This window comes from Streptomyces sp. NPDC001100, assembly GCF_053598575.1.
Genome location: NZ_JBSFKO010000002.1, coordinates 351,521 through 364,631, shown reverse-complemented (window position 1 = coordinate 364,631; position 13,111 = coordinate 351,521). Strand labels below are relative to the sequence as shown.

Annotated in this window: 7 protein-coding genes; 4 read left to right on the top strand and 3 right to left on the bottom strand. The window is 71.6% G+C overall.

What is annotated here, in order from left to right:
• Nucleotides 1–537: 537 nt before the first annotated feature.
• Both ACWDEW_RS03880 and ACWDEW_RS03875 read right to left on the bottom strand, forming a co-directional pair.
• On the bottom strand, nt 538–1,104 hold the full coding sequence (locus ACWDEW_RS03880; protein WP_450509287.1) for a hypothetical protein: 567 nt from the start codon (nt 1,102–1,104) through the stop codon (nt 538–540).
• A 136-nt stretch (nt 1,105–1,240) separates the two neighbouring features.
• A complete protein-coding gene (locus tag ACWDEW_RS03875; RefSeq protein ID WP_450509286.1) occupies nt 1,241–2,449 on the bottom strand; it encodes a nucleotide sugar dehydrogenase in 1,209 nt (402 codons plus the stop codon).
• Nucleotides 2,450–2,720: 271 nt separating this feature from the next.
• Here ACWDEW_RS03875 and ACWDEW_RS03870 point away from each other — a divergent pair, with 271 nt between their 5' ends.
• Nucleotides 2,721–4,427 carry a glycerol-3-phosphate dehydrogenase/oxidase gene (locus ACWDEW_RS03870; protein ID WP_450509284.1) on the top strand — a complete coding sequence of 569 codons (1,707 nt, stop codon included), beginning with the start codon at nt 2,721–2,723 and terminating at the stop codon, nt 4,425–4,427.
• 143 nt (nt 4,428–4,570) lie between these two features.
• Here ACWDEW_RS03870 and ACWDEW_RS03865 read toward each other — a convergent pair whose 3' ends face one another.
• Complete coding sequence (locus ACWDEW_RS03865) at nt 4,571–5,614, bottom strand: serine hydrolase domain-containing protein (RefSeq protein WP_450509282.1); 1,044 nt, start codon at nt 5,612–5,614, stop codon at nt 4,571–4,573.
• A 170-nt stretch (nt 5,615–5,784) separates the two neighbouring features.
• Here ACWDEW_RS03865 and ACWDEW_RS03860 point away from each other — a divergent pair, with 170 nt between their 5' ends.
• The 3 genes from ACWDEW_RS03860 (at nt 5,785) to ACWDEW_RS03850 (ending at nt 13,050) form a co-directional block, all read left to right on the top strand.
• Nucleotides 5,785–8,223: a serine/threonine-protein kinase gene (locus ACWDEW_RS03860; RefSeq protein ID WP_450509280.1), complete on the top strand. Its 2,439-nt coding sequence runs from the start codon at nt 5,785–5,787 to the stop codon at nt 8,221–8,223.
• A gap of 164 nt (nt 8,224–8,387) precedes the next feature.
• Nucleotides 8,388–11,222: a protein kinase gene (locus ACWDEW_RS03855; RefSeq protein ID WP_450509279.1), complete on the top strand. Its 2,835-nt coding sequence runs from the start codon at nt 8,388–8,390 to the stop codon at nt 11,220–11,222.
• 157 nt (nt 11,223–11,379) lie between these two features.
• Nucleotides 11,380–13,050, top strand: coding sequence for a serine/threonine-protein kinase (locus tag ACWDEW_RS03850; protein ID WP_450509277.1), 1,671 nt, complete (start codon nt 11,380–11,382; stop codon nt 13,048–13,050).
• Nucleotides 13,051–13,111: the final 61 nt, after the last annotated feature.

Here is a 13,111-nt window from a genome sequence, read left to right as displayed (position 1 = left end):
GTGTCGGGCGGCTACGGTCCTTGATCGGCGGGCCCAGTTCTTTTGGGTCGCCCCCTTCCAGGGACATCGTTCCGGACCCGGGCTCTCGGGGCCCGGCCCGAGTTCCGACGAGCCGCCTACCAGGTCAATGGGTGGCGTCGTGGAAGGGGGCGCACCCATGGGTCGTCACCGCAAGCCCACCCGCTGGGACCGGATCCGTCTTCGGATGGTGAAGCAACGGAGGAGGTGGATCTTGTGGATTCACGGCGGAAAGTGAGCGGCCACCCCTATATGAACTAGGGGTGGACACTCCGTTCACTTTTCAGGAGCCTGCCGCAGTGACCGCTGCGGTGGGCTCCACCTCGTTGGCGGAAGGTGAGCGGCCGTCCCTGCAAAGACCAGGGACGGGCACTCCATCATCCTTCACGAGCCTGCCGCAGTGCCCGCTGCGGTCGACTCCACCTGCTTCCGTACGGTACCGGCGCCGCGAGTCGCACGCCACCAGCCCCCGACGCACACCCCGCCCCAAGCGCCCCCTGCACAACCCGCGCGCCGGTGTCAGAGTGCAGCCTTCTTGGCGCCCGAGAACGCGGCGAACGCGGCGATGGCGAAGAAGACGAAGGTGAGCGGGTCGGCGTCGGCCTTCCAGGCGTCCTGGACGACGTCGAAGTGGTCGAAGAACACCTTGCTGAAGTTCACGCCCAGCTCGTCCGCGCCGATCATCGCCTCGCCGACCAGCTGGCCGAGGTAGACCGCGCCCAGGGCCAGGACGGCGCTGACCACGGGCAGTACGGGGTTGCGCCCGCCGAGCTTGCCCGCAGCCAGGCCGATCACGAAGCCGACGCCGACCGCCGCCCAGCCGATCTCGTGCTTGGTGGTGCCGATGACGACGCCGTAGATGCCGGCGGCGACCAGCGCGGCGACGACGGCGGTCACCAGGCCGAGCGCGATGTTGTTCTTCGGGGGAACGGGCGGGGCGTACGGAGCCGGGGGCGGCGGCGGTACCGCGCCGGACTGCTGGGCGTACGGGTTGCCGTCGACCGGCTGCGGCGGCGCGGGCTGCTGCGGCTGGGCCTGCGCCTCGGGCTGCGGCTGTGGCTGCGGTGGCATGGCTGACTGGCTCATGACAGAAATCCCCCCACGGGATACGAAGACGAGAAAGGTGAAGCGGAGATGCGCGCGCACGGATATGAGACAGCTGTGCGACGAGTGAGGGGAGATTAGCAGGTTGACGTGGCCGTGTGACCAGTCGTTTTCGTGCTCAGAGCCGGTGTGCGGCCCCGGTCGGCGTGGCCCCCCGCGTGTCCAGCAGCAACTGGGCCTTCACGGACAGGCCTTGGAGGTCGTACGTCCGGTGCTGCTGGAGCAGGATCGTCAGGTCGGCGTCGGCCGCCGCCTCGTAGAGGGAGTCCGCGCGGGGGACCGGGCGGTCCAGGACGCTCCAGGAGGGGATGTGCGGGTCGTGGTAGCTGACGGAGGCGCCGAGTTCCATGAGGCGGATCGCGATCTCCTGGGCGGGGGTGGCCTGTTGGTCGGCGAGGTCGGCCTTGTAGGTGACGCCGAGCAGCAACACCCGTGCTCCGCGCGCGGACTTGCCGTGCTCGTTGAGGAGTGTGGCGGCGCGCTGGATGACGTAACGGGGCATCTGGTTGTTGACCTGCTGGGCGAGTTCGACCATGCGGAGCGGGCGCCCGCCGTGCGCGGTCAGGTCCTGGGGGACGGCGTGCCCGCCGACGCCGGGGCCGGGGCGGAAGGCCTGGAAGCCGAACGGCTTGGTCTCCGCGCAGCGGATGACGTCCCAGAGGTCGACGCCCAAGTCGTGGCACAGGACGGCCATTTCGTTGACGAGGGCGATGTTGACGTGCCGGAAGTTGGTCTCCAGTAGCTGCACGGTCTCGGCTTCGCGCAGGCCACGCGCGCGTACCACCTTGTCGGTGAGGCGGCCGTAGAAGGCGGCGGCCGACTCGGTGCACGCGGGGGTCAGACCGCCGATCACCTTGGGGGTGTTGGCGGGGGTGAAGTCGCGGTTGCCGGGGTCGACGCGGCTGGGGGAGTAGGCCAGGTGGAAGTCGCGGCCCGCGCGGAGGCCGGATCCCTCTTCGAGGAGGGGGCGGAGGAAGTCCTCGGTGGTGCCGGGGTGCACCGGTGACTCCAGGATCACCGTGGTGTGCGGGCGCAGGTGGGCGGCGAGGGCGCGGGCGGCCGTCTCCACCTGGCCGAGGTCGAGGCCGCCGTCCGCGTCCGGGGGAGTCGGCGCGCAGATCACGGCGGTGCGTACGCGGCCGAGCTCGGCGGGGTTGGTGGCCGGCCGGAAGCCCCCCGAGAGCATCCGGCGCAGTTCGGCGGGGCTGAGGGAGCCGGCCTCGGGGCCGGTCTTGAAGCCGACCGTGGCGATACCGGCGGCGACAGCGGCCTGGGCCAGGGGCAGGCCGAGAGGACCGAGTCCGATGACGGCGAGATCTGCGGGCATGGCGTGGGCCGTCCTTCCCAGTAACCGAAGCGGGACAGGTGCGCAAGCCCTGTGGACAGAACGGGCGAGCGCAATGTCAGACTAGGAGTAAATATGACCGTTATGCGGGATTGGACGGCTGTGTTTTTCGGCAGTCCTGTGATTGTTGTCCACAGGCTGGGGGCGAGTGGTGGCTGAAGTCGGGCAACCCGGTCAGAATTTGGGCAGGAGGGATACGAACCGGGCTTCGCCGAACGGGTGCGGCCGGCGCTACCGATAGCGGGAGGCAGCGGTGAGGACAGCGACACTGGGTCCGGCGCAGCGAGCCGAGGCACTGGCGGGAATGGCCGAGCGCGAACTGGACGTGCTCGTGGTGGGCGGGGGCGTGGTCGGCGCGGGCACCGCCCTGGACGCCGTGACACGCGGCCTGTCCACGGGACTGGTCGAGGCGCGTGACTGGGCGTCCGGCACATCGAGCAGGTCGAGCAAGCTCATCCACGGCGGTCTGCGCTACCTGGAGATGCTCGACTTCGCCCTCGTCCGCGAGGCCCTGAAGGAACGCGGGCTGCTCCTGGAGCGGCTCGCCCCGCACCTGGTGAAGCCCGTGGCGTTCCTCTACCCCCTCCAGCACAAGGGCTGGGAGCGCCTGTACGCCGGTTCGGGCGTCGCGCTCTACGACGGCATGTCGATGGCCCGCAGCCACGGACGCGGCCTGCCCACCCACCGTCACCTGAGCCGCCGTCACGCCCTGCGCGTGGCACCGGCGCTGAAGAAGGACGCCTTGGTGGGGGCCCTTCAGTACTACGACGCCCAGATGGATGACGCCCGCTATGCGGCCACCCTGGTGCGCACGGCGTCGTCGTACGGCGCGAAGGTCGCCAACGGCGCGCGCGTGACCGGGTTCCTGCGCGAGGGCGAGCGGGTGGTCGGCGCCCGGGTGCGGGACGTCGAGGCGGGCGGGGAGTACGAGATCCGCGCCAAGCAGATCGTGAACGCCACGGGCGTGTGGACCGACGACACCCAGGCGATGGTCGGCGAGCGCGGACAGTTCCACGTCCGCGCCTCCAAGGGCATCCACCTGGTCGTACCGAAGGACCGCATCAACTCCAGCAGCGGCCTGATCCTGCGCACCGAGAAGTCCGTGCTGTTCGTGATCCCGTGGGGCAGGCACTGGATCGTCGGCACCACCGACACCGACTGGGACCTCGACAAGGCCCACCCGGCCGCGTCCAGCGCCGACATCGACTACCTCCTTGAGCACGTGAACTCGGTCCTCGCGGTACCGCTGACCAGGGACGACGTCCAGGGCGTGTACGCGGGGCTGCGGCCCCTGCTGGCCGGCGAGTCGGACGCCACCAGCAAGCTGTCGCGCGAGCACACCGTGGCGCATCCGGTGCCGGGGCTCGTGGTCGTGGCGGGCGGCAAGTACACGACGTACCGGGTGATGGCCAAGGACGCGGTGGACGAGGCGGTGCACGGGCTCGACATGCGGGTCGCCGAGTGCGTCACCGAGGACGTGCCGCTGATCGGCGCGGAGGGCTACCGCGCGCTGTGGAACGCGCGGGCGCGGATCGCCGCACAGACCGGCATCCACGTGGTCCGCGTGGAGCACCTGCTGAACCGTTTCGGTTCGATGGCGGAGGAGGTCCTCGACCTCATCGCCAAGGACCCCGCCCTCGGCGAACCCCTTCAGTTCGCCGACGACTATCTGCGCGCCGAGGTCGTCTACGCCGCCTCGCACGAGGGCGCGCGGCACCTGGACGACGTGCTGACCCGCCGCACCCGCATCTCCATCGAGACCTTCGACCGGGGCACCCGCAGCGCCCGCGAGGCCGCCGAGCTGATGGCGCCGGTGCTCGGCTGGGACAAGGACCAGATCGAGCGCGAGGTCGAGCACTACGAGAAGCGGGTGGAGGCCGAGCGCGAGTCGCAGCGCCAGCCCGACGACCTGACGGCGGACGCGGCGCGGTTGGGGGCGCCGGACATCGCACCGCTGTAGCCGATGCCGATGCCGATGCCGGTGCCGATGGCTGACGGGTGCGGCCGTCCGACGCCGGGTGCGGTCGGCTTCGCCCGGCATGCCCGTCGGCTTCACTCGAACGAGTGTCGCGAGCTGGGATCTTTGTCCGGAACCCGGCCGTTCTACGAGGTGCGGGGGCAGAACTCGGCGGTGAGCAGGGCCGGTTCGAGGCCGGGGTCTGCGATCTCGCTCGTGTTCACCCGGAAGGTGAGGACATGACGGCCGTCGACGGTGGCTGCGGTGCGCACGTAGCTGCCCGAGATCCGGCCGTTGTGCCCCCACACCGTGGTGCCGCACGAGAGTCTCACCGGAAACAGCCCCATGCCGTACGAGCCGTGTGCGGTACGGGTGCCGAGCATCTCGCGCAGCCGGCGCGAGGGCAGTAGTCCGCCGCCGAGCAGGGCCGCGTAGAAGCGGTCCAGATCGGCGAGCGTGGTCACCAGCTCGCCCGCGGCGCCGGCCACCCGCGGGTCGAGGTCGGTGACGTCGGAGTCGTCGGCCGCGTAGGCGCGGCCGTGCGGCGCGGGAAGAGTGGTGCGGGAGCCCGGGAAGGAGGTGCCCGTCAGACCCAGCGGAGCGATGATGCGGCGCTCGGCCTCGGTGGCGTACGAGCGGCCGGTGACCTGGTGGATGACCAGGCCGAGCAGCACGTAGTTGGTGTTCGAGTAGGAGAAGCGGCCTCGATCGGCCGGAGGGTGGGTGAGCGCGATACGGACGGCCGTGAGAGGTGACACGGGGACCGTGCCCCTGGTGGCGGCGGTGAAGTCGTACAGGCCGCTGGTGTGGGTGAGCAGGGAACGCAGGGTCAGCGCGCGCCCGTCGTTGCCCGCTCCGCGCACCAGGCCAGGCAGGTGTTGCTCCACCGTGTCGGACAGGGACAGCCGGTGTTCTGCGGCCAGTTGGAGGACCACCGTCGCGATGAAGGTCTTCGTGATGCTGCCGGCGCGGAAGTGGTCGGCACGGCCGATTCCGGTTCCGGCCTGTGCGTAGCGGAAGCCCGTCCCGTCCTGCGCCAGCAGCGCCGCGGCGGGGGCTCCGCCCCGGGTGACCAGCATCCGGACCAGGGCGTTCGAGGCCGGCGTCGGGCCTGCCTGCGAAGCGGCCGTGGACAGGCAGAGGAGTGCCAGGGACAGCGGAATGGCCTGCAGTGTCCGAGGGATGGGCATCGCGAACCTCCGTTCTCGACGGTCATCCTGCCCGGCTTGGCTGTGTGACCTGCGCCGGATATCCGACGGGATGCACAAGAGGTGCACGACGAGAGGCCCCCTGGGCGTTGGGCACTTGTTCGGTGGGGGACAATGGAGGCTCTGTCAGGGCGGGTTGCATGAGGGGACGCATGTCGGAGGCGGAGCGGGCGGGGACATCCCGTCAGGACACTCGTCGGGACAAGAACGAGCGTCTTCTCGCCGGGCGGTACCGGTTGGGAGAGGTGCTCGGCCGCGGAGGCATGGGCACGGTGTGGCGTGCCGAGGACGAAACCCTGGGCCGGACGGTCGCCGTCAAGGAGCTGCGGTTCCCGTCCAGCATCGACGAGGACGAGAAACGGCGGCTGATCACACGCACGTTGCGCGAGGCCAAGGCCATCGCGCGCATCCGCAACACCAGCGCGGTGACGGTCTTCGACGTGGTCGACGAGGACGACCGGCCCTGGATCGTCATGGAGCTGGTCGAGGGCAAGTCGCTCGCCGAGGCCATCCGGGAGGACGGCCTGCTGGAGCCGCGGCGCGCCGCGGAGGTCGGGCTCGCGATACTCGACGTCCTGCGGTCCGCGCACCGGGAGGGCATCCTGCACCGTGACGTGAAGCCGTCGAACGTGCTGATCGCCGAGGACGGCCGGGTCGTGCTCACCGACTTCGGTATCGCGCAGGTCGAGGGCGACCCGTCGATCACCTCCACCGGCATGCTCGTCGGCGCGCCCTCGTACATCTCCCCGGAGCGGGCCCGCGGGCACAAGCCGGGTCCGGCGGCCGACATGTGGTCGCTCGGCGGCCTGCTGTACGCGGCGGTCGAGGGCACACCGCCGTACGACAAGGGTTCCGCGATCGCCACGCTCACCGCGGTGATGACCGAGCCGCTGGAGGAGCCGAAGAACGCCGGGCCGCTGAAGGACGTCATCTACGGCCTGCTGAACAAGGACCCCGCCCAGCGTCTCGACGACGCCGGTGCCCGGGCGATGCTCAACGCGGTGATCCACGCGCCCGAGCCCAAGGCCGAGCCGGAGCCGGTGCCGGTGGACGCGACGAGGGTCGTGCCGTTGCCCGCGCAGCCGGGGTCCGTGGAGTCCGGCGGCAAGAAGAGTGGTGGCGGGGCTTCGGCGGGGGCCGAGCGGTTGCGTGGGGCCTTGCGGTCCATGCGGAAGGCCGCCGGGGGCTCGGCGGGAGCCGGGGCGGCGACTTCGGCGGCAGCGGGTTCGAGTGCGGCCGCGGACTCGGCCACGCGTGTGGATTCCGCTGAAGGAGCGGCTTCAACTTCCGTTGCCGGCAAGCCTGGTGACTCGGGTGCGGGTGCGGGTGCGGGTGCTGGAGCGACTGGTGCCGGGACCGGTGCGGTCGGCTCGGGCAGCGCCTCGGGGACGTCGGGCAAGCCGGGCAAGAGTGGCTCGGGTGCTTCCGAGGCCGGTGGCGCAAGCGGCACGAAGGGTGCAACGGCGGCTGGCTCAGGGCCTGTTGCTGCCGGGGCCCGGACGCCCGCGGTGCCTTCGGCTCGGTCGGGGAGCGCTTCCGGTGCGGCGACCGCCGGTTCGGGAGCGGCGGCCGGTTCGACGGCGAAGGCCGGTGCGGCGGACGCGGGGACGCGTGACCTGGATGCGCGTGACCCGGGGACGCGTGACCTGGGTGTGCAGGCGTCGGGGCTGCGGGAGACCGGGCTGGGGGACTCCGGTGCCAAGGATCCCGGTGCGACGCACGAGGTGGGTGCAGCCAACTCGGGTTCGGGTGGCCGGAGTTCCGGGTGGCCCGTGATGACGCCGCCGGATCTGCCGCCGCGGCCCGTGCCGAGGGCGCCGCTCACCGATGTGGTGCCGAAGCGGACCTTGGTGATCATCGCGGTGGTCGTCGTGCTCGCGGTGATCGGTGTCGTGCTGGCGCTCACGCTCGGCGGCGGTGACGACAGCGGTTCGAAGGGGTCGAAGAAGAACGACGGCGGCAAGGCGGTCGCCAGCGCGAGCGCGGGTGCGAGCGCCGGGAACGACACCAAGAAGGACGACAGCGACACGGCGAACACGGGCGGCGCGCAGACCGACTCCTCGTCGACGGCGTCGTCCTCGGGCGGCACGTCGACGTCCACCGGTACGAACGCGTCCGGCGGGAGTGGTGACCAGACCGACGACTCCTCGGGCGGCGCCGCGGTCGTGAAGACGTACAAGGGGAGCCAGGGGTTCTCCATAGGCCTGCCCGCCGGTTGGTCGTACCAGTCGACGGACTCCGCCGGAGTCCGGCTGGTCGGCCCCGACGGGCAGAAGCTGCTGATCGCCTGGACCAGTACGCCGAAGAGCAATCCGGTGGCGGACTGGCAGAACCAGGAGCAGTACATGACGCGCTCCGGGTACACGCGGATCCGCATAGCGGGGGTGAGCTACCGGGGCTGGAACGCGGCCGACTGGGAGTTCACCTATACGGACGGCGGGACGAAGTACCGGACCATCGACCGTGGATTCGTCGTCAACAGCCATCTCGGTTATGCGCTCATGTACACCGCGAAAGCCGCTAATTGGGACAGTGAGCTGCGTAAGGACACCTGGACGACACTGACGAAGACGTTCGAACCGAAGTCGTGAGGCGGGTGGGTCAGGGTTTGGCGCGCCAGATCCGTCAACCCCTCTTTGCGGGTTGCCTCCGGCACGTATCGTGAGTGGTTGCAGACCGTACGCATCCAGGTATGAAGGCGGAACGGGGCGCAAGGCGAACGGAATTGACCAACCGGGCGGCCGGGGGAGGCAACGTGGACGACTATGCGGGTCGGGTGCTCGCCGACCGCTACCGCCTGCCGTTGCCGCCCTCCGACGAGTACGAACTCACCGAGACCCGGGCCTTCGACACCTACAGCGGGCAGGAAGTCCTGGTACGCCAGGTGCCGTTGCCGGAGGTCGTCGAGGCGGAGGTGCTCGGCGAGGACGGGCTGCCCGACGGGTTCACCGCCCGCGACCGGGGCGCACGGCGGCCGACCGCGGCGCGCACCGCCACCCGGCGGCCGACCGATCCGGCGGTACGGCGTGCTGTCGAGGCCGCGCAGGCCGCGGCGCGGATCCCCGACCATCCCCGGCTGGACCAGGTCTTCGACGTGTTCGCCGAAGGCGGTTCGCTGTGGATAGTGAGCGAACTGGTGTCCGCCCAGCCCCTCGCCGCGCTGCTCGCCGAGAAGCCGTTGTCGCCGTACCGGGCGGCCGAGGTCGCCTCCGACGTGCTCATGGCGCTGCGCGTGCTGCACGCGCACGGCTGGGTGCACCGCAACATCACCGCGCGCACGGTGCTCGTCTGCGACGACGGCCGCGTGATGCTGACCGGCCTCGCGGTCGGCGCGGCGGAAGAGGCACTGTGCGGCTACGACCCGGTGCCACCGCAGGACGGCGAGGCCGAGGGCGGCAGCGGACACCCCGGACAGCACGGACAGCACGGCGGTGCCCCGGCTCCTCCAACTCCCCGAGTTCCTACGGGTTCCACGGCACCCGCCGCTTCTACGGCCCCTGCGATCCCCGCCGACTTCCGCGGCTCCGGCTCCGGAGCCCGTACTGGTGCTGGTGCTGGTGCTGGTGCTGGTGCTGGTGCTGCGCGGCACGGTGAAGGCCCCGTTGCCCCAAGTCGTCCCGTGAGTCCCGCCGGTGTGGACCCCGAGGCCGCTCGGCGGGCCGCCATCGAGGCCAGGGCCGCCGGAGGACTGCCCGGAGTCGGGGTGGAGGGCGCTGCCGGGAGCGGGGCGTCGGCCGCGCTGGCTCGCCGGGAGGTGGACACCGGCGGCGACGTCCGGGCGGCGCGGGCCGGGGCCATCGCCGCGTACCGGGCCGGAGCGCGTGCCGCCGCCCGGGTGCAGGAGTCCCAGCAGCCGGGACGGCCGGCGTTGCCCGGCGCCCGGCCCGCCGCCGAGGGCGAGAACAGCGGTGCGCAGCTGGGCGGTTCGGCCGCGCTGCCGTCGTCGCCGCTGCCGTACGCCGGTGGCCATGAAGTGGAACACACGGGCGGCAGTACGCCGCCGGGGCAGATCGCCGACCCCTACGGTGTCCGCAACACCGCCGCCTGGCACGGCGCCGCTCCCCGCCCCGCCGCACCTTCCCCGACGGACACCTTCACCGGTGCGGACACCCCGGCCCACGGCGCCCGCACGAGCACCGGCGTGCCCAACACGGCTCCCACGGCGGCCCCTTACTTCCCCGGCCGACCCTCCACCGGCACCGGCACCCCGCACGCCCCCAGCCTCGACAAACCCCCCGCCCCCGACAACTCTCCCCACCCCCACCCTCAGCCCCCCGCCCGCTGGGACGAGTTGGCCGCCGCCGGAGCTCCCGTCCGGCGTGGCCCGGCGACCGCGTTGGCGGCCGAGCGGGCCCGGCAGGTGCGGATGACCGTCGTGGGGCCCGTCACCGAGCGGTGGGCGCCGGAGCAGGCCGTGCCGGTGCACGAGAACTGGCAGTTGGCCGCGCCGATCGGGCCGGCCACCGACCTGTGGGCGCTCGGCGCGCTGCTCTTCCGGGCCGTACAGGGGCACGCTCCCTATCCGGAGGAGGCGACCGCCGAGCTGGTGCAGCTCGTGTGCGCGGAGCCGCCCGCCTTCGCTGAGGAGTGCGGTCCGCTGCGGCCGGTCGTGGAGTCGTTGCTGCGCCAGGACCCGACCGAGCGGCTGGACTTCGAGGAACTCCGGGGCTGGCTGCGGTCGTTGGTGCGCTCGGCGCCCGAGCCCGAGGCCGGTGCCCATGTCGTCGCCACTCCGCCGACCGACCCGCGGCGGCTGCCGATCGTGCGCCGGCGCGGCGAGCTGGTGCGCAGGCGGCGGGCCGGGCTGCCCGCGACCAGCCCGCACGGGCGGCACAAGCGGGCCAAGCAGGAGGTCACCGGGTCGCCCCGGCGCCTCGGCCGGACCCTGCTGGTGCTCATCTTCCTGCTGCTGGCCGGCGCGATCGCCTACGCCATGCTCTTCCTGCCCAAGGCCGGGGAGGACACCGGAGCCGGGCAGGGGGACAGGACGGGAGCGGCGGGGGACGTGAGTGCGGCGCCCGGCCAGTCGTCGGCCCCGGCGAGCAGCCAGCCGCAGCCCGACCAGACCTCGCCCGAACCCTCCAACACCCCCTCCACATCGGCTGGTTCGACCGGGACGCAGACCGGCTCGAACGTCGCCGACGGCTTCGTGCTGCGCAAGGACTCCGTGGGGTTCCAGGTCGCCGTCGCCAAGGGCTGGACCCGTACGCCGAAGAACGGCAGCGGCCAAGTGGTCTACTCCCACGGCGACTTCGAGCTGATCGTGGTGGCCGGGCGGGACAACGCCTCGACGTACGGCAGCGACCCGATGGTGTACCAGCGGGACACCGAGCGGGAGTTGCAGCCCTACCGCGACTCCAGCTGGGCCACGGCGACCGGGCTGCGGACCATCACGGTCGGCGGGAGGACCATGGCCGAGGGGCAGTTCACCTGGACGGACAGCCAGGGCGGCGACCTGTTCGTGCGCAACATGGTGTTCCTCATCAACGGCCGCTACCACATCGTGCAGATACGCGGCCCGGAGGCCCAACGGGACGAGGTGACACGGCTGTACGAGCAGGCGTCGTCGACCTACCAGTACACCGGCTGACCCACGGAGGCGGCGCGCCGGAGCCGTATGGTTCCCGTTCGGCCGCAGAAGCGACAACCGTCACAGTGCGGTCTCCTTGGTACCCCGCTGGTTCCCTGTCGGAGGGCCGGTCCTTACGCTGAGCCTGTCAAGAGCATTGCGGGGCAACGTGAATCAGATGCAGGGCCTGCTCCTCGCGGGGCGCTATCGGCTCGCCGAATCGATCGGCAGCGGAGGCATGGGCCGGGTGTGGCGTGCGCACGACGAGGTGCTGCACCGGGCCGTCGCCATCAAGGAGTTGACGGCCGCGCTCTACGTCTCCGAGAGCGACCAGCCGAGACTGCTGGCGCGCACCCGCGCCGAGGCGCGCGCCGCCGCGCGCATCAACCACGCCGCCGTCGTCACCGTGCACGACGTCCTCGAACACGACGGCCGCCCGTGGATCGTCATGGAGCTGGTCGAGGGCAACTCGCTGGCCGACGAGGTCAAGCAGCAGGGCCGCATCGAGCCGGCCGAGGCCGCGCGCATCGGCCTGTGGGTGGTGCGCGCCCTGCGCGCCGCGCACACCGCCGGTGTCCTGCACCGTGACGTCAAGCCGGGCAACGTACTGCTCGGGCAGGACGGGCGGGTGCTGCTCACCGACTTCGGCATCGCGCAGATCGAGGGCGACAGCACCATCACGCGGACCGGAGAGGTCGTCGGCTCCGTCGACTACCTCGCCCCCGAGCGGGTCCGCGGCGCCGACCCGGGACCGTCCTCCGACCTGTGGGCGCTGGGCGCCACGCTGTACACGGCAGTCGAGGGCCGGTCGCCGTTCCGCCGCACCTCGCCGCTGTCCACGATGCAGGCCGTCGTCGAGGAGGAGGCCGGCGAACTGCGCTACGCCGGCCCGCTCGCGCCCGTCATCGCCGCGCTGCTGAACAAGGACCCCGACCTGCGGCCGAACGCGGACCAGACCGAGCAGATGCTCGCGGAGGCCGCCGAGGGACGACGGCCCCGGTCGGCGGAGGAGTGGCTGCCGACGCAGCGGGTGGGCTCACGGCAGGGCTCGTTCGCGGAGGACTTCGGTTCGGGTTCGGGCGCGACGCCGTACCCGTCGCCGTCCGGGGGTGCGACGCCGTACCCGTCGGCGACCGGGCCGACGACCCACCAGACGCCCGTCGTTCCCCTCACGACCCGTCCGCCGGCCCCGGCGAAGCGTCGCCGGCTCCGTTCGGTCGTCCTGGTCGTCGTCCTCGCGGCGCTCGTCGGCGGGGGTGCCGCGCTGGGGCTGCAGAAGTGGAACCAGGGGCGTGAGCAGGGTGGCAGTCCTTCCGCCTCCACCTCCCCGTCCGCCTCCGTGTCGCCGAGCCCCACGGCGACTTCGGGTACGCCGGCCGGCTGGGAAACCCACGACGATCCGTTCGGTTTCAGTGTCTCCCTCCCCGAGGGCTGGACGCGGAAGGTCTACGGCGTCGACGGCACCATCAAGCAGGTCGACTACTCGCCCGACAACAACAAGCACTTCCTGCGCATCGCCGTCGACACCGCGCCGGACTTCTCCACCGCGTACGCCCACCAGCGCGACCTGGAACAGCAGATCCAGGATCTGACCGACTACCACCGGGTCACCCTGGAGGCGAACACCTTCCGCGACCGGCCGGGCTCCCTGTGGGACTGCACCTGGACCGCGACGCCGAAGGACAACACGTACCCGGGGCCGCGGCGCGCCATCGAGGAGACGTACATGTCCCGTGACGGCGTCGAGTACGCGATCTACATGTCCTCGCCGGCCGAGGACTGGGCGACGACGAGCAAGCAGTTCACGTCGGTCCTTCAGGGCTGGCGAGAGGGCGAAGCCAAGCGGTGAGAGCATCAAGCGGCGCTTGGCATTTCGTTCAGCCTTTCTGCTGGTGTGCGATGTCCGAGGG